Raw genomic sequence first — 18,953 nt, 5'->3', positions numbered from 1 at the left:
AGATTAAATTTGGATCGTATCTAATTCAATTAAACATGCAGGTTCAGGAACTCCTAAAAACAAACTCTATTGCGACCAAATTTGTTTCGCAGTTAAGGGATATAAATATTCAGGTAGACAGAATGCGTTTTCGGCGGAATATTGAACGTCTTGGAGAGATATTGGCCTATGAACTAAGTAAGGAACTTCATTATAAAGAGGAAGAGATTAGTACTCCGTTAGGTAAGTCAAAACTATCGCTGCCAAAAGATGAAGTGGTGATATGTTCCATTTTACGCGCTGGTCTTCCCTTACACCAGGGAGTTCTCAACTATTTTGATGATGCAGAAAATTCATTTATTTCTGCTTATCGCCACCATCCCGATAATGATGAGAAGTTTGAGATCCTGGTAGAATACCTGGCCTCTCCTTCGCTTGAAGGAAAAACCCTTATCCTGGCCGATCCTATGCTGGCTACCGGTCGTTCTTTTGCCAATGTTCTTAAAGCCCTTGAACCAATGGGAAAACCTTCAAAGATCCATCTGGTATCGGTAATAGGTTCTGATGAGGGAATCGAATATCTGAAATCTGTATTCCCTGAGGATTCCAAGCTCTGGATAGCTACTATAGATCATGAATTAAATAGTAAAGGTTATATAGTTCCAGGACTGGGGGATGCAGGAGATTTATGTTTTGGAAGTAAAATGCAACATTAGAAGGGATATCCAATCGCGAAATTGAAAACCGGATTGGTAATATCAAATTCCCATCTTTGGCCCGCAGGTAAAGCCGGATCATGAAGAGGAGCGGCCAGATCAAAGCGTATCACAAAATTCTGAATATGGATGCGTAAGCCCACACCGGCTCCAATTCCCAGTTCATTTATAAAATTACCACTGAACTTACCAATATCTGCAGGAAGATTTTCTCCCTCATTCCCTTCAGGTTGCAGATCAGGATTCACCTTGCTTGTCCACACATTGCCGGCATCTACAAAGAAAGCTCCATTCAGATAAGTGATAATAGGGAACCTGTATTCGGCATTGGCTTCCAGCCTTATATTTCCATATTGGTCCCGGTATCCAAGGCCTCCCTCTTGTTCCGGAGGCGAATAATTTCCAGGGCCAAGAGACCGCGTTCTGAAAGCCCGTACACTGTAGGGTCCACCCGAGAAATACTGTTTACTAAATGGCATCACCTCTGAATTGCCATATGCTAAACCATATCCGGCAAACAACCTGGTAGCGATCACCTGCGCTCTTCCAAATCTAAAATGGTATCTAAAATCTGTATCCAGTTTTACATACTGTGAATATTCAAGACCCAGAACTTCCTGTTTACCTTCTTCATTTTTCTTCCCAAAAAGACTGAAAGTATTCCCGGCAATATCAAAATTCCCATTGAAATAGAACACGTGTTTTTTATCCAGATCAATCAGGCCGTTATAAATGAAAGAATAAGTAAGGCCGGGAATGAACTGCTCATTAAAACTACTTGCCAGAAACGGATTCTCATCCAGTACCTGCTGAAATTCTTCCGACTTCTCCCCTGGCCTGACGTAATTAAGACTTAAAGGGTTGATCTCGTGGGAAACATATCTGTTGGCATTCCAATAGTAGCCAAATCTGGCCGAAAGTGAACTAAGACTGAATAACTCACTGCGCTTCAGATAATCTCCTCCCAGACTGATCTTTGTCTTTGGAATAGAATATTTAAAGAAGTTCTTGTTGATCTCTATAGGGAAGATCATTCGTGGGATAATAAGATCATTGGTTAGACCTAATTGTATGCTGTTACGACCGGCCTTCTCTTTGGTCCCAGCCTGAAATTCATATCCTACATTTGCCGATATATGAAGGCTCTCCCCTCCTTTAAATAGGTTTCGGTTAGAAAAAGTCACCCCAAGATGAGGACCTGCAAAATTATTGGACTTGGTAAGGGCCTGTAATTCTGCCCTTATAGCCCGCTTCTTTAATGGGGATAAATAGATATTAGCTTCCAGCAGTCCCAGGCTGTCTGTTGCAAGAGTATCTATCTCCTTATACTGGATGTTTACAAATTTATAGGCTCCAATTGATCCTAATCTCCTGCTGGTATTCCTTGATTTTTCCGGATCATAATAATCCCCGGTCTCAATGAGAATGTAGGGATCCAGTCGTTTAGGTTTAAAGATGAGATCTTCCTGGAAGTAATTCTTGTCCTGGTAGCGTTCATAATTCTTTGTGAGTGAGTCCTCATCAACATTATAATTCGCATACACATTCACATTTGAAATCTGATAAGGAATTACTGATTTTGGAGGTACATCTTTCTTAAGCCTTAAATAAAGATCGAAATTCTTCTTTTCATACTGATTGGTATCGGCTTCAAAAATGAGAAATCCTGGATTGAAGTTATAATACCCATCTTTTTTGAGATGGAGGTCTATTCTTTCCCTTTCAGCTTTCAGTTCCGGAAGATCGAAACGCATTCCCTTTTCCAACAGGGTTTTATCCAGGTTATTTTTAATTTGTTCGTAAACTATCAGGGTATCTGTATCTAACTGATAGGTCTCCATTGTGTAAGGTTCTGGAACAATAAGTTCATAAGCAGTGGAAGCAGTTTTGGCCTTTTCATTCTTTTCTGTTGAAGAATTTACCCTGCTATAGAAGAAACCACGATTTTCAAGCCTGTTAAGAAGGAGGTCTTCAGTATTGTTTATATCAACATCTGAAAGATAAACAGGTTCCTCTCCGAACTTCTTGTTCAGGAATTTATTAATGAAACCAGGCTTGTCCTTTTGTGCTTTATAGTGAAAATATAAACCGGGTCGCATTCCCAGGATCTTCGTATTAGGCTCCGGCCTTAGTACGTTTTCCAGTTCGGTCTTTAAATGAGGCTTTTCCTTAATCGTGGTATCTGATTCTATTTCTACCCGTGCACCGGTATATAGAAATTCATCCGCAGGAATGAATTTCTTAACACTGCAGCCCTGAATAATAAGACCTGCTAAAAATAATATGACTCCCGGTTTAATTCTTATCACTGTCCTTATTTTTCTTTTCTGAACTATTCTCTTCTTTCTTTACATTTTCCATTACGGCCTTCTCGAACATATCTTTAAATTTGTTGAATTCTTTCGTGAATATCAACGCTATTCCGCTTACAATAAGCTGCCCGTCTATCACATTCTCATACTGGCTTCTGCTAAAACCTTTAAGGCGCCAAACCCCGTCTTCATCCAGCAGATATGAGATGCTCACATTTCCGATTACCGGGCTGGTTTCCTGTCCCGGCTGATTTCCTCCCTGTATATCCAGTTCGCTTCCTACTTCTACGATAAGCCTATCCTCAAGAAAGGCTTTTTGAGCGCTTATATCAAGCTGTGTCCTGTCCTGCGGACTTTCACCCTGGTAATCGGTAAAACTGTCCACCTGAAAGTTCAACTGAAGTCCACTCTCTCCCAGGATCCTGCTGGAAAGCATGTTTAATTGATCAGATAAAGCTTCGTTGAGGTTATCCCTTGCCACAGCTAGAGTCCCTCCCCTGCTTCCGTCACTGCCCGAACCAGGAAAGAACCTGTTGAGTACCAGTAGTGAAAATACCTGCTTGTTAAGTTCCTGTTCCTGACTGTTTAGTTGTTGTACCATTCCATACACCTGCCCTCCAATCGCACCCTGTTCTTCTTCAGGCATATCCAGATTAAAAGATATTTTAGGTTCCATAAGTTCACCGTCTATATTCAAATAGACATAAAATGGCAATTCCTGCCGGTAACGTTGCGTTGTGGCAGGATCGGTGGCAGATAAGCGTGTGGCCATAAGCGAAGATGCCGATGTTTCAACCCTATAGATAGCCCTTACATCCAGCTGTGCTTCAAAGGGATCGCCCGCCCAGGAAACCCTGCTTCCATCAGCGATGTCAAACCTTCTCTTCACGAGGTTATAAAGACTCATTTCATAAAAACCATCGTTGATCTCGTAAATACCAGTAAGGGAAAGCCTGCCATTTGGATACATATTAAAAATCAGATCTCCCTCTCCCTGTACCTGGAACATGTCTCCTGTTTCCTGATTGATGATCATATTTATTTTGGCCTCTTCATCAACCTTTATTCTGGAGTAAATATCAAAACCCGAGATCACATAGGACTCTTCTTCGGTTTGGGTAAGAATATCATCAGGGTTTTCCTTATTGACGAATATTACGATCCCATCCCTCTCCTTCATCTGTAATTCGGCCTCTGGTACAACATAAGTGAAATTAGTATTTTCTTTTACCTTAAGGTCCATATTCACGACAGGCAGATTAAGATCGCCGGTTACCTGAGCATCCACATCTACCACAGCATCACCATAGAATAGTTCATAATCTTCTTCGGTAGAATTAAGTAAACTGAAATCCCTTGCCTGCAGGTCCAGGTCGAATGTTGGATTCAAAAAAGTTTCTGTACCTATTTCTCCATTGATCACGAACGAATCACGGTTCTCATCATTAATATTGAAATCTTCAAAATAAATTCCGTCATTATCCATGCTCAGCGTCTCATTGGGTAGAAAGAAAGGGGCGTTAAGAAAAGTAATATTGAAACCGGCATCGTTAAAATTCAACACTCCTTCATATTGAGGTTCGGCCACCGTTCCCTTAACATTGAAGTTACCTGAAAAACTTCCGCTGCCATCCTTGATCTCGCCTAGTGAAAATCCTTCAAGAGCGGTCATCTTAACTTCATTCAGGTCCAGGTTCAAGTCAAGGTTTGCCGAAGTTTCATCAGCTAGATAAGTACCTACCAGATCAAGATCCACCTCTCCTCCCTTGATGGCCATTTCAAAGTCATAATTATTAAATCCGGCTGAATTTCCCTTTAGACTAAGGGTATTCAGGTCTACATTCATGACCTGGAACTGATTTATTTGCATATCGGCAAGAAGACCGGTCTTACCGAAAGGTTCTTCATAAATCAGTTTACCGTTGAGCTGTCCTTTAGCTAGCTCATTTTCGGGATTAAGATAATTGAGTAAGGCGGCCAGTTTAAAATTACTGAAATTGAGACTGAGATGTTCCTTTTCCACTCCCGGCTCATTATTGCTTATCTGCATTTGTTGATCGTCTCTGAAAAGTCTGAAATCCCTAAAATCCAAATATTCCCGAGCATAACTTATACGGTTTGAGGAATCAATACTCCAGGGATTACGGTTAAGAATAAGTTTTTGCGGATTTATATGATATTTCAGTGTGTCTCCCTGAAAATTAAGTTCTGAATTTACATGAACCAGGCTATCCCCATCGTAGAGAGAGGTAAAATCAAGGTTTAATTTTCTATCCAGCACCGTTCCCTGTAAGAGGGTTTTCTTTATTGCCAGAGGCCCTGCATTGAGTTCGTTGAAAGCGAATTCAAAATTAAGGTCATTGGGATCAGAACGCATTTCAAGTTTTAAACTGTCTACCTCGCTACTGTAATAATTGATAAAAGGGATGGAGATGGAAGCATCCAGCTTACGTTCCTTTTCCCTGAAGTCTACATCTATATCCACACTATCAAGTTCTTCAAGATTCACAAGAAAAACCTCATTAAGAATAGGAGATTCATTAATATGTGCATTAAGCCTTAGATTGACCGGATCTATAATGGAATCTTCCTTATAATTTTCAGTGATATATCGTTTAAAATGACGGTTAATGGCCGCTGTAAAAGCTAAGGGATCGGCATTAGAGCGAAGATCAAGGTTTATCACCCTGTTCTTTACGGTTACTGAAGTGGTATCGGGCCTAACATAGGCCGAAGCATCAAAATTCCCTAATAAATAGGTCTTGTTATTATAAACGGCGATCCCGTCAATAATTTCAGCCTGGGATTCATATTGGTTCGAATTACCCTGGAACCAGCCTTCCAGGACAAATCCTGTTTTTATGCTTTTTTGGGTTATCCCTAGCTTCCCCAGATCTGCACCGTCCAGATAAACTGTAAAGTCCAGCCTGGGAGAGACCGTATCAAGAGTCACAAGAGTTTGGGCTTCCATCTCCAGATAAGGATCCTGATAGTAAAGATTTATGGGACCCTGACCGTCCTCGAGTTCTCCTTCCAGATCTATATTTCTGAATTCATATCCGTTATACGAGAAGGAAGTAATACTGGATTCAAGACGGGCATCAAGGGTATTCATGGAATTTCCGCTTCCCGAAGTCTCTAATTGTATATCAAGATTACCCAACTTTTCATTCTGAAGTAGCCTTCCCAGTGCTAAACTATCTCCCTGGATACTGGCATTGAAAGTTATTTGCTGGCCCGTTTCAAAACGGCCATCTACCTTAATGTTTCCTTCAGAAGTGCTTAGGACAGAAGTCGTCTCAATATCACTCATACTTCCCGAAAACTTACCTTCCAGGCTCATTTTTTCAGGAAGGCTGATTCCTGTATCCTCTTCCCTGACGAAAGTCAACAGGTCGCTTCTAACCGTATTCATTCTAAATTCCGGAAGGTTAAATACCAGGTTGTCGGGATCCTGGAGATTACGAATGGATCCATTGCCCGCTATCCTTGTGTTCTTCCAGTTCAAATCCAAACGCTTTAAATTCAGGTTGTCTAACCTGCCGGTAGCTGAGAAGCTTCCCCTTATAGGGGCATCAGAAAGCGACCGCATAATCTCGTTATTTCTTAATGAAGGCTGAAACCTGAAAATATCCTTTATATCAAGCTTGATACCTCCAAGATCAGCTTCAATATTAGCCTTACCCGGTTCGTTTAGAAATTCATTGATGTCTGTATAAGTCAATACCAGGTTTCCGGAAGCAGTATTACCATTAGCAGCAAGATCAAACTCTTTAAATTCTGCTCTTTCATCACTTAATGTGACGAAAATGTTAAACCTTCTAACATTGATTCCTGAAGCTTCCCTGAACCCTAATTTCTCAATCCTGGCAGTAGCTTTACCTTTTTCATAGTTAAGAGCATCAGCCTGGAGATAGAAATCCTCCAGTTTAATGGCATTTGGATCAAAAGTGCCATCTTTTACGCTGGCCTGATTAACCGAGTAATCAAATGAATTATTTTCGAAATCAATATTAGCAATATCAACCTTCCATTCTGGCCATTGGAAACCGGAGCCGGCACCGGAAGTTTCTTCCGAAGGAGAAGCAGTTCGTTGCTTTAGGTCCAGCTCTATCCTGGAATTAGCCAGCCTTATATTATCTCCTGAAAGCTGAAGTTCCTTTAGGTCTATTTCACTATCAGCAAGTTGAAACTCATTAATTTCCATATGGGTAAAAAGGGAATCCGGCTCACTATTGTAGCGCAATAATATATTACTGAAATTGAGTTCATCTATGCTGAACATTGGTGCAGGGACAGGCTCATCATCACTGCTTTTTGGAAATGGACGAGTTTGGTTATAATCAATCCTCGCGTTATAGAATTCCACCTCCCCGACTTTATATACCATCTTGTCCAGATCGAATTCTTTGAAATCCAGCTGCAATTTTTCAAAAATAAACCTGGAATCGATTCCGGAAACGTCGTCTCTGTATAAAATATTAAAATCTTTAAGCTCCAGATCACCAATAATAGTCTTCATGGGTTTAGAAGTAGTATCTGTAGGTGTGGGCTGGGTATTGTTCTTTGAAAAGGCTTTCATCAGGCTCTCGTAATTATAACCCTGAACCGAATCCCTGCGGATAATATTGGCCTTTAGATTTGAAGCCTCCAGGTCGTTAAGTGAAAAAGCCTCGCCCTTAATGAGTTGCCAGAGCCCAATATTTGCTGAAATATATTCGGAATAAATGATAGTGTCACCTTCAGGATCTTCTATATAAAGCTCTTCTGCCTGGATATCACCATTGAACTTGATAAATATACGCTCCAGGCTTATTTCAGCACCCGATTTATCTTCTATGGAACTAATGAATTTGTCCTTTATAATATTCTGACCCCATTCGCTCCTTATAAAAAGAGCCAGTAAGAGAATAACGATCAACAAACCAAGGAAGAATTTCCCCAGGAACTTAAAGACTTTCAATAGCTTTCTCCCTGAATTTGTCAATCAATAGAATTTAGTAAACCTCAAAGTTATCGTTTAGAGAAGTTAAAGCGAAAGCATGAAAACCTAATTTGTTGTTAAAATCCTCAGAAAATACCATTATTAGCAGCGAATCAGTGCGGTTAACAAATCAGAATTGTGGAGATTTTTTACACAGAATTATAGGATTTCCACAGTTTTTGAGATCAGTGAATTACAATTTTTCAGAGAGTTAATCTCCATATTTTTAGAGAAATCAGAAAATCCAGAAAATATTTAAAATGCTTAATATCAGGCACTGTAGGCGCTTTTGGAGATTCAGGAGGCCCCGGATTATAAGGTCAACCGAAGAAGATTATTCGTACATGGCATTATTCTGGCTTTTATTAAGGTGATATAAAAAACTAGATAATTAATCAATTCAACATTTAAAAATCTATTTATGAAAAGAGTATTAACCGTAACGGTACTGGCTGCCAGCATGTTGACTTCCTGTGTTTCCAAGAAGAAATATGTTGCACTAGAAAGCGAACTTAACGATACCAGAAGCACTCTACAGAAAACCCGGGTAGAAAAAGAAGAGATCGAAGAAAAGTATGCCCGCATCGAGGAACGGGTGGCAGAATATAATGCCAAGATCAATTCTCTCAGAACTGAGAATGAGGGCATGATGGAAATGAACGATCTAACGGTAATGTCTAAGCAGACAAGGGAAAAAATGAGAAACACTATCTCTCAAATGGATCCTGAGGAGGTAAAAGAAGCAAAAACCCTCGAAGATTCTATCAACCTTGCAGTTTCACATAATCTGAAGAAGAACATTTCTGAAGGTGCTGATGAGGATGATATTGACATTAGCGTAGATGAAACCGTGGTAATGATCAATGTTTCCGATAAACTTCTTTTTGGAAGCGGAAGTTACAGAGTTACTAATAAAGCTCAGCCACTTCTTAAAAAACTTGCTGAAGTGATCAACAGTGAACCTGCCATGGAAGTTATGATAGAAGGTCATACAGATGACAGAACTATCGTTGAGAACTCTTACCTCAAAGACAACTGGGATCTTAGTGTGAGAAGAGCAACTTCTATTGTACGAATTCTGCAGGATAAATACGATGTGGATCCGGCAAAACTTATCGCCGCGGGTAGAAGTAGTTATCAGCCGCTAGTTGATAATACCAACAAGGAAAACATGGCGAAGAATCGTAGAACAAGAATCGTAATTATTCCTAATCTTGATAAATTCTTTGCGATGCTTGAGTCTGACGCTCAGGTAGCTGAAGTCGAAGAATAGACCAATCAGGTATAATTGAAAAAATCAAGGGAAGCAGAATTGCTTCCCTTTTTATTTTGAGGTTTAACTGGATTTTAACCTTGATAAATAGTCTTTATACATTGTATTAATTAACTTATTAAAGAAAGAAAAAATTAAGGTTATGAAGAAAAAAGTGAAGAGACCGGAAGAAGAAAAGAAAGCGGGAAAACCAGAGGATCTGCCTTATAATCCTGATATTACAAACGAAGATAAACAGGCTTTAAATGAAAAAGGCAGAAGTATGAACAAGGGGCAGGATAAAGCCCTGGATCGTGATAGACCGGTAGATTTTACCGCAGAAGAAATGGATGTTCCTGCCAGTAATGATGCAAATCCTGATAAAGAGGGACAGATCCCCGATGAACAGAACTGGCAGTATAATAAAAAGGGTGCCCGGCCAGACAGGCAGAAATCAAAGGAACACCCCAATTCTGATAAAGATATTTAATTTTAAAGTCCATCAAATCTGATGGACTTTTTAAATGATATACCATAACAAAAGACTCACCAAAAGACCCACAACGGAGATGATACAGGTCATTACAGTCCACGAAGCGAAAGTTTGTTTTTCCGTAAGTCCCAGATACTGGCCTACCAACCAGAATCCACTATCATTCACATGCGAAAAACTTGATGCTCCGGCTGCAATAGCAATTACTATAAGGGCAATATGAGGCATGGAATATCCTGCTTCCGCAATTACGGGAGCTGTAATGCCCGCAGCCGTTATCATGGCCACTGTGGCAGAGCCTTGCAGGATTCTTATAAGAAGAGCAGTTATATAACCAAATAATAATGGGTTAAAGAAGCTGTTATTAAGCCCCCCTGCTATCATTTCCCCTGCCCCGGTCGCGATCAAAATTTGTTTGAAAGCTCCTCCCGCACCGGTAAGAAGTATGATAATACCAGCAGCCTGAAAGGAAGACGTCCCTACTTTTAAAAGAAAATCCTTGCCCATTCCTCTTCTAACTCCAATAAAATACCAGGCAAGTAAATTGGCTATAATAAGAGCCGTAAATGGATGTCCCAATAAGCTTATCACATCCAAAACACCCGGGGGAATATTTGTCTGAGCCAAAAATGGACTGTTAATAATTGTACTGAGCACTATAAGGAATATAGGAACGAATATTATTAAAATTATTAAACCTGCCGATGGAGGATTCTCAATTTCATCTTCTTTCCCGTCGGTAAAATGACCTGCCTCAATGAAAATTCGTTTTGATATATACCGGGCATAAAGCGGCCCTCCGATAATTGCCGCCGGCAAGCCGGCTATGAAACCAAACAGGATCACCCAGCCAAGATCGGCTCCAAGAATATCTGCTACAGCTATGGGGCCCGGGGTGGGCGGGATAAACGCGTGGGTAATTGCAAGGCCAGCCAGCAAAGGCAGTGCATATAGGAGTAGCGATTTCCCCGTTCTTTTACTTAAGGCGTAAGCAACGGGCACCAGGATAATAAATGCCACATCAAAGAATACAGGTATGGCAACCGCAAATCCTGTAAGCATCATGGCCCACGAAGCTCTTTTGTCACCAGTTCTTGAAAGAATGTGTACTGCAAGTTCCTTAGCCCCACCGGACTGTTCCAGGATGCCACCAAAAAGAGCGCCAAGTCCTACAACCGTAGCGACAAAGCCAAGAGTGCTTCCCATTCCTTCTTTCATAGTTTCCATGATCTCCAGAGCAGGAAGTCCCGCCATGAGTCCCACTACAATACAAACGATAAGTAATGCCAGGAACGCCTGAATCTTTAATCGGAGAATTAGAAATAACAGTAAGGCTATTCCGATTAAGACTGCGAATAGTAATGAGATATCCATCTATTGGTTTATTTCCATTTGGTATGATAAAACTGTCCACGGACTCTGTCGGTTCTTTCATAGGTATGAGTCCCAAAGTAATCTCGCTGGGCCTGAATAATATTAGCCGATGATTGTGCAGAGACAAAATTATTGAGATAATTTATCGCAGCTGAGCTCACCGGTATCGGACAATTAAGTTTTATAGCTTCCGAAACAATTATTGAAAGTGACTGCCTGTTATCCTTAATTTCAGGAATAATTCCCGGATTTATCAGAAGATGATCAGAGGATCTTCTGAATATTTTAACGAGGCTTTCCATTAACCCGGAACGTATAATGCACCCGTTGGTCCAGACCCTTGCTATTTCCGAAAGATTAAGGTTCCAGTTATATTCAGCTGAGGCTTTTTCCAACAAGTCAAAACCAATAGCATGGTTTATTATTTGTGTGGTTCTAAATGCCGGCAAAAGATATTCATTGATTGATGTTTCTAAGCTATTATCATGAGAGGTTCTATAAGCTTTGTGAGCACTATTTCTCCTGCCCTTATAAGCCGATATATTCCTGGCCATTACCGCTGATGTAATTGTATCCAGTGGAACTCCCAGTTCCAGGGCAGACTGCGTAGACCAACCTCCTGTTCCTTTCTGACCGGCAACATCTAAAATCAGATCTAGAAGAAGCTCTTTGTTTTCCTTTTTCTGAAGGATATCTATAGTTATCTCAAGCAGATAACTATTCAATTCCTTATTCCACTCTTTAAATAATTTGGCTATTTGGCGGGGTTCAAATTGAAGATAGAACCTCATGAAATGGTAAAATTCAGCTATTAGCTGCATTTCCCCGTATTCGATCCCGTTATGTACCATTTTTACGAAATGTCCGGAACCTCCCGAGCTAATATATGTGCAGCAACCTACTCCCTTCACATCATTTGCCGCAATAGCATCAAGTAGTTTTTTAACCCGTTCATAGGCTTTCATAGATCCACCCGGCATAATGGAAGGACCTTTTCTCGCGCCTTCTTCTCCTCCCGAAATTCCAATTCCCAGATAAAGAATTCCTTTTTTCTTTAATTCGGAAATCCTTCTTTCGGTATCCTTAAAGTGAGAATTTCCACCATCCATTATAAGATCATCTTTTTCCAGTAATGGTGAAAGTTCATTCATCACAGAATCTACGGCATTCCCGGCTTTGACCATTAAAATTAAATTCCTGGGTACCGGGAGAGAGTTTACGAATTCTGTCAGGTTGCTGAAATGATGAAAATCGAAGTACTCCTGATTTTCTTTATAAAAATTTTCAGCGATTCCTTCCTCCTCTCCTTCGACTTCCCGATTATAGACCGAAACCTGTATTCCTTTTTCAGCCATATTCAGGGCCAGATTTTTTCCCATAACGCCAAGGCCTATTATTCCAATTTGAGGCATTTCAATCTTCCTCATCAGGTTTTTTAATGTCTCTTCAGGGGAGGCGTTAACTTTTATGTGCAGCCCATATTTTGGTTGTTCCAGAATATCAAATTGGGACTTTAGCATTTCAGGTTTAAAAAAATGATCCTGCCTGTTCTTCATCCTTTCATGGATTACATCAAAGCTTTCATAAAGAAATATCCAGTGTATAAGAGTTTCTGAATTCTCCTCTATGAACCGCCGGTATTTTTCCTTCAGGGCTGAACAGGTAAAAACTGCTCCATTGGGGCATTCATTCATTTTGTCAGAAATATTCTTAAGCCATCCCTCTCTGTCTCCATCAGTGAGAGGTTTTCCATTTTTCATCTTAAGGATATTTTCCTGAGGATGAAAATCATCCCCATCATAGAAATTCAAGTTAAGCTTTGAGGCCAAAGCTTTCCCTAGAGTAGTTTTACCTACCCCTGAAACTCCCATTAAAATGTAAATCGATCTCAATTCCTATTTTTTCCTTTTGCTCAAGATAAAGTCAAGAGAATATTTCCCGCCTCCCGTAAAAAAAAGCAGGATAAAGCCAAACATATACAGCAATGGCAATTCCTGTTTCCCAAATCCATCGGGTATATGAACCACCAGTGCAGCTACAGCCATGGTGAGTATAAGAGGAATCGCGGCGAAACGGGTAAGAAACCCGAAAATAATGAAGACCGAGCATACGAATTCGGCAAGGACGGCAAATGTAAAAGTAACAACCGGTCCGAAACCCAGCGGATCGCCAAAACTTATCTCATCAGGACCAAAGAATCTCATAAGCTTTGGCACTCCATGAGTTAACATTAATCCAGCAATTCCAATTCTGAAAATCAGCAGTCCTATATCTGTATGCTGAAGGTTTAGGTTTGTTGTATATGAAGTTTTCATGGGGAAAAATTTTAACTGAAAAGGTACTTAGTTTTTCGGAATCGACTAATTATTCCTAATTAAATATAATTGTAAAATAAGAAAATATATTATTAAGAATAATTGTTCAATTATTTTAAACTAATGTCCGAATAAATAAAAATGCATTTCGTCGATATTATTATGCATTTCATCTGATTTTATTTATATTCGATTTCAGCAATAAGATCTCCCTGTGAATATCAGATACTTTGTAATACTTTATATATTTGTTTTAATGCCGTTTACAGCATTGTCCCAACGCAGTGCGAGCGCCACTTTCATGGCGACAGTCACCATTATTGAACCGGTGCAAATAGAGAATACATCGAATATGAACTTCGCAAGTATTGATGCACGTAAAGGGGGGACAGTCACTTTACATCCTGATAATACGCGAAGTAGCAGCGGTGATGTTTTGCTAGACGAGGCTTCAGGTGTTTCTGCGGCTAGTTTCAGGATAAAAGGACAGAGTGGATATTCCTATAATATTATAGTGCCACAGAACGAAATCCTCATGTCTAATGGAAAAAGTTCTCTTACCTTAAAAGATTTTACCGTCGATTATCAGGGATTATTCAATGATAATACTGAAACCGTGCGTCTGGGTGCAAGCCTTGATGTTGGGGCGGGACAGCAGCCTGGAAACTACCGTAGCATAGCGCCCATTGAGGTAACCGTTAGTTATAACTAATACTTACAATTGTAGTCTTTTTCTTCTATCCTTTTTTTATCCTATAGTCAAACATCTGTTAATGAGTTGTGAATTTGATCAACTCATCCAAATTATATTACCTCTCAACGAGTAATATCCACCGCTTAACGATTAAGTTTGGTAAGTAATGTAATACAATCGCATATTTACAATGTAAAAACGATCTATTAAACCTACTTACAATGAAAAATTTTACCCTTTTACTTTTAGCCCTTTTATCACTTAACTGTTATGCTCAAAGTTCGGCTTCGGGAACTGCAACTGTAAATGCAGAAATCGTAGATCCTATAAGCATTACTTCTTCGGGAAGCCTTGATTTTGGAAAGATTGCTCAGGATGGAACTTCTGGAAATGTGGTTATTGATGCCGCCGGGGAAAACAGAACATTTGATAATACCGATATGGAAATTAGTTCCAGCCCTTTTTCTGTTCCTACTTTTTCTGTTAGTCGTGCAACTGGAGTAACCTACAGTGTGAACACCTCTGGCGATATATTAGAAACTGAAGGGGGAGACCAAATGACTCTATCAAATATTACTACCAGTCTTCCTAATAATTCTGGATTGTCACATTCTAATTTTACCGTGGGAGGAACATTGGAGGTTGGAGCCACCCAGGCTACAGGAACTTATACCGGTGAAGTAACCGTAACTGTAACTTACGAATAAGGATTTTTAATACTTGAATATATTTAAACGCCGTCCAGCCATGGCGGCGTTTTTTACTTAGTCATATCTGTAATCCTTTAAAAATATAAATGAAAAAAAGCCTTTTAATACTGGTATTAAGCTTTTGTTCGGGAATATATGCTCAATCTTCCTCCTCCACCTCCGTGAACAGCACTGCGGTGATCGTAGAACCTATTGAGATCACCAAAAATGTTGATCTCCATTTTGGGAATGTGATAAGCAGTTATAATCCTGGAACTTTGATCTTATCTCCTGAGGGAACCAGGACGGCTTTTGGTGTTCATCTGTCTCCGGCAAATCCGGGCCAGGTTAGCCCAGCCGAGGCTGTGGTTAAACATGGAAATTATAATTATTCCATCACCCTGCCCGAAGATTTCACATTATATAATGAAGGCAATCCGAACCAGATACTCGTCATCGATCAGTTTACAGTTATGCCCGAAGTGACAAGCGATGATACCGACATACTGAAGATAGGTGCAACCCTGAATCTTGGAGCCAATCAGCCCCCCGGTTTTTATACCAATTCTTCAGGTTTCAGTGTGACGGTCACCTATAATTAAAATGGATGATTTTAGATGAATTAACCTAACCGCTCCCCACATGACCAAAAATTTACACTACCTACTACCCCTTGCTTTAATAATAACCTTTCAAACCGCATTCTCTCAGGGTGATCTTATGATCATGCCCAAAAGGCTTGTTTTTGACGGATCTGAAAGATCACAGGAAATAAGTCTGGCAAATACCGGAAATGATTCGGCTACTTATGCCATTTCATTTATTCAGTATAAGATGAAAGAGGATGGTGGTTTTGAACAGATAACCGAACCAGAAGAGGGTCAACGATTTGCCGATCGTTACCTGAGGTATTATCCACGCCGTGTTAGTCTGGCCCCCAATGAAGCCCAGACAGTAAGATTACAGCTTACAAGAACTGGAGAAATGACAGAAGGTGAATATCGCTCCCATCTTTATTTCAGAGCTGTGGAAGAACAGAAAGCGCTGGGAAGTGAAGATATTTCCGAAGATAAAGACAATATTTCAATAAATATCAGGACAGTCTTTGGGATCAGCATACCCGTGATTATTCGAAATGGGAAATCAACCACGGATGTTGAACTTAATAATATTTCATTCAGCGCTAAAGAGAACATCCTTTCACTGGATATCGAAAGAAAGGGAAATATGTCTGTGTATGGAAATCTGGTAGTTGAATATCATGCAGATTCCAGGATTTCCGAAGTTGGTCTTGTAAAAGGAATAGCCGTTTACACACCTAATCTAAATAGGCACTTTTCTTTCAGGTTACAAACGCCTGAAACAATTGAGCCTGGAAAAGGAAAGCTCGTCATTACCTACAAGGGTGAAGACGGTAAGATATTTGCCAAAACCGATCACGAATTGCAATAACCAATGCCCCACCCCCGATTACAAAGGTTCTTATTTCTGATTTGCTGCCTCTCGTTTTTTATTGAGACTCAGGCTCAGAATGATACCATTATTTCGGGCCTATATACAATTCCAGCGGGCATAACCAAGGAATACAACAACCTTGATCTTAATAGAAACATCAGTGATCTTAGGGTGAACGGAACGCTCATAGTATATGGAGACCTTACTATGAGCGGAAATATGTCGAAATTCTCCATGGGAGATTCGGCTTTTGTACTTGTCTACGGTAATTTTGAGGCCTCGAACCAGGTAAATGTTTCTGTATCGAGTTACCTTATCGTTCAGGGAAATTTTATCAGAACTACCGGTTCCAACCAGGGTACTCTTGATATTGCAGATGGAAACATCTATATTTTTGGTGAAGTGGATGGCTGGCCAGATGATTTCACTACCTGTGAAACTTATGATGGTAATACTGAAACCCGAAACGATAACTGCGATTTTGGCACCGAAGATAACCTTGAAGAGAATATTGAAACTTTCCCGCCGGAATATACCGAGAAACTTAACTGTTATGAAGTGGAAGATCCAACCGACCAGTCATCCTGTATTGGAGGATCTGTAAGTTTTTCTGTGAACCAGATCAGCGGCGTGAATTACCAGTGGCAGATGAGACCCTCTGGAGGAACAGAGTATACAGATATTGGCACGGCCTCTACTCCTCCTTCATTAAGCTTAACCGGCATTTCTTCTGATATGAATGGCAACCAGTACAGAGTGGTCGTCAGGAGTCAGGATACCACCGCCTCCGGCTGTAAGATCACGATTTCAAAGCCGGCTACATTGACGGTTCAACAGAATAATGAATGGACTGGGGCTATTAACAGCGATTGGAATACGGCAGGAAACTGGCTTTGTAATTCAATCCCGGATAGTACTTCAGATATCAGCATTCCGGCAGGTCTTACCAATTATCCAGTATTAAACACCGGAGCAAGTGGAAAGGTTCACCACCTAAATATAGGAACCGGAGCCAGCCTTGAAATTCTTGATAACACTCTCGAAATATCTGGTATAGTTACCAGTACCGGCAGCATAGATGCTTCTTCAGGCAAGATTAAATTCAATGGTAGTGCTGCGCAGACCATCCCTTCAGGCCTTCTGTTGAACAGCAGAATCAAAGCCCTGGAAATAGATAATTCAAATGGCGTGACTTCCAATTCAACTATTCAACTTACAGGTTCGTTGAAGGTCACCAACGGTAATTTTTATACGAGTGATGATTTTGCACTTATTTCAGATAATATTCAAACGGCTCTTATCGATGGTTCCGGAACAGGGGAAGTAATTGGTAATGTGATAATGCAGAGATTCCTGGATCCCGCTTTTGGATATAAGTATTTAAGTTCACCGCTTGACAACACGGTAGTTGGTGACCTTTCAGATTATATAGATCTCAACGCGAGCTTCCCATCTTTCTACAGGTATAATGAAAACCGTACTGATTCCCAGAACAGGGATGCTTCGGGTTGGGAAGCTTATACTGCAGCCACTTCCCCCTTAAATATTCTTGAAGGTTATGCAGCTAATTTTGGAAATAATTCATCCCCTTTACTAATACAGCTTAGTGGTACAGTTAATAATGGCCCTTATCAAAAGAATCTTGTTAATCATAACAGGAAATATACTAAAGGTTTTCATCTGGTAGGGAACCCCTACCCTTCACCTATTGACTGGGATGCCTCTACGGGCTGGACCAGGAATAACATCGATGACGCGATTTATTTCTTTACAGCCGATAATACCGATCAGTACACCGGCACTTATTCCTCCTATGTAAATGGTGTTTCAAGTGCTGATGGTGGTAGTTCTAATATCATCCCTTCCATGCAGGGCTTTTTTGTGCATGTTAGTGACCCGCCTACAGGAATTTACCCGGCCACTGGAAGTCTTGGTATGACCAATGAAGTTAGGGTTAGGGATTTTGATCAGCAATTTATTAAAAGTGGCAGTGAACCAAAAAAGCTAATCCGTATTACGGCTGGTTATAAAGACCAGAAGAACATGGATGCTATGGTCTTTTATTTTCAGCCAGCAGCTTCAGCTGATTTTGAAGAAAATATCGATGCCCTGAAACTGCTTAATACTAATAAAAAAGTTCCCAATCTTTATTCATTATCTGCGGAAGGAAAAAAACTTTCCATAAATGCCATTTCTATGGATGACGGTAAGATTTTTGGAAAATATCCGCTGGGAGTAATTTCTGCAAGTGAAGGCATTATAAGTATCTCTCTTCAGTCAGCTGAGAATCTCCCTCAAAGTTTTAATATTTACCTGATTGATGAAGCAAAACAGACTTACGTTAATCTTCGTGAACAGGATTATGAATTTTATTCAGGTAAAATGGAGTATTCCTCCCGTTTTTATATCTCATTTTCTCCTTCTGATACTCCAACACCACAGGATATTTTCGATGAACCATTCAGCCTCATTGGAGGAAGCCAGGAGATCATTATTAAAATGAATCTTAAAGAACACGGAAAAGGAGTGCTTCGGATTAATAATATCAATGGACAACTCATAGAGCTTAGAAAAGTAAGAGGGAATGAAACTATAAATATCAGGGGAATTAAAAGTAATGGGGTATATCTGGTAAGTTATATTGCAGGGGAAAGAGAATTTTCAAAAAAGGTATTGGTTCAAAAATGAAG

The 18,953-nt window shown here is 40.1% G+C and carries 13 protein-coding genes; 8 read left to right on the top strand and 5 right to left on the bottom strand.

All coding sequences use genetic code 11. The annotated features are described in order from the left end of the window. The first annotated feature begins 35 nt into the window (after positions 1-35). Positions 36-695, top strand: coding sequence for a uracil phosphoribosyltransferase (gene upp, locus EZJ28_RS04610; RefSeq protein ID WP_131395415.1), 660 nt, complete (start codon positions 36-38; stop codon positions 693-695). Here upp and EZJ28_RS04605 read toward each other — a convergent pair. After that, positions 692-3,004 (bottom strand): BamA/TamA family outer membrane protein, encoded by a 2,313-nt coding sequence (locus EZJ28_RS04605; RefSeq protein WP_347562573.1) that lies wholly within the window; start codon positions 3,002-3,004, stop codon positions 692-694. The two genes, upp and EZJ28_RS04605, sit on opposite strands and share 4 nt — an antisense overlap. Further along, positions 2,991-7,994: a translocation/assembly module TamB gene (locus EZJ28_RS04600; protein ID WP_131395413.1), complete on the bottom strand. Its 5,004-nt coding sequence runs from the start codon at positions 7,992-7,994 to the stop codon at positions 2,991-2,993. Before EZJ28_RS04600 ends, EZJ28_RS04605 begins: the two co-directional genes overlap by 14 nt. A 418-nt stretch (positions 7,995-8,412) precedes the next feature. Here EZJ28_RS04600 and EZJ28_RS04595 point away from each other — a divergent pair, with 418 nt between their 5' ends. Together EZJ28_RS04595 and EZJ28_RS04590 are read left to right on the top strand one after the other, a co-directional pair. Next, positions 8,413-9,264 carry an OmpA family protein gene (locus tag EZJ28_RS04595; protein WP_131395411.1) on the top strand — a complete coding sequence of 284 codons (852 nt, stop codon included), beginning with the start codon at positions 8,413-8,415 and terminating at the stop codon, positions 9,262-9,264. A gap of 142 nt (positions 9,265-9,406) precedes the next feature. Then, the gene (locus EZJ28_RS04590; RefSeq protein ID WP_131395409.1) at positions 9,407-9,733 is read left to right on the top strand and encodes a hypothetical protein; all 327 of its coding nucleotides are present in this window, start codon (positions 9,407-9,409) and stop codon (positions 9,731-9,733) included. A 30-nt stretch (positions 9,734-9,763) separates the two neighbouring features. Here EZJ28_RS04590 and EZJ28_RS04585 read toward each other — a convergent pair whose 3' ends face one another. From EZJ28_RS04585 to EZJ28_RS04575, 3 genes are read right to left on the bottom strand one after another with little or no spacing between them, the layout of a single operon-like run. Beyond that, a complete protein-coding gene (locus tag EZJ28_RS04585; RefSeq protein ID WP_131395407.1) occupies positions 9,764-11,110 on the bottom strand; it encodes a GntP family permease in 1,347 nt (448 codons plus the stop codon). A gap of 8 nt (positions 11,111-11,118) precedes the next feature. After that, positions 11,119-13,002 (bottom strand): NADP-dependent phosphogluconate dehydrogenase, encoded by a 1,884-nt coding sequence (gene gndA, locus EZJ28_RS04580; protein ID WP_242670067.1) that lies wholly within the window; start codon positions 13,000-13,002, stop codon positions 11,119-11,121. A 3-nt stretch (positions 13,003-13,005) separates the two neighbouring features. Continuing rightward, on the bottom strand, positions 13,006-13,425 hold the full coding sequence (locus tag EZJ28_RS04575; protein ID WP_131395405.1) for a DoxX family protein: 420 nt from the start codon (positions 13,423-13,425) through the stop codon (positions 13,006-13,008). A 301-nt stretch (positions 13,426-13,726) separates the two neighbouring features. Here EZJ28_RS04575 and EZJ28_RS04570 point away from each other — a divergent pair, with 301 nt between their 5' ends. The 5 genes from EZJ28_RS04570 to EZJ28_RS04550 all read left to right on the top strand — a co-directional run bounded on the left by EZJ28_RS04570 (position 13,727) and on the right by EZJ28_RS04550 (position 18,951). Next, positions 13,727-14,137 carry a DUF4402 domain-containing protein gene (locus EZJ28_RS04570; protein ID WP_207388430.1) on the top strand — a complete coding sequence of 137 codons (411 nt, stop codon included), beginning with the start codon at positions 13,727-13,729 and terminating at the stop codon, positions 14,135-14,137. A 203-nt stretch (positions 14,138-14,340) separates the two neighbouring features. After that, on the top strand, positions 14,341-14,826 hold the full coding sequence (locus EZJ28_RS04565) for a DUF4402 domain-containing protein (protein ID WP_131395401.1): 486 nt from the start codon (positions 14,341-14,343) through the stop codon (positions 14,824-14,826). A gap of 89 nt (positions 14,827-14,915) precedes the next feature. Further along, positions 14,916-15,410 (top strand): DUF4402 domain-containing protein, encoded by a 495-nt coding sequence (locus EZJ28_RS04560; protein ID WP_131395399.1) that lies wholly within the window; start codon positions 14,916-14,918, stop codon positions 15,408-15,410. A gap of 40 nt (positions 15,411-15,450) precedes the next feature. Continuing rightward, positions 15,451-16,260, top strand: a complete 810-nt coding sequence (locus tag EZJ28_RS04555) for a molecular chaperone (RefSeq protein WP_131395397.1) — start codon at positions 15,451-15,453, stop codon at positions 16,258-16,260. A 3-nt stretch (positions 16,261-16,263) separates the two neighbouring features. After that, positions 16,264-18,951, top strand: a complete 2,688-nt coding sequence (locus EZJ28_RS04550; RefSeq protein WP_131395395.1) for a T9SS type A sorting domain-containing protein — start codon at positions 16,264-16,266, stop codon at positions 18,949-18,951. Positions 18,952-18,953 lie beyond the last annotated feature (2 nt).

The organism is Gramella sp. KN1008, from assembly GCF_004332155.1.
Classification (GTDB): domain Bacteria; phylum Bacteroidota; class Bacteroidia; order Flavobacteriales; family Flavobacteriaceae; genus Christiangramia.
This window is presented reverse-complemented; position numbering and strand designations above follow the sequence as displayed.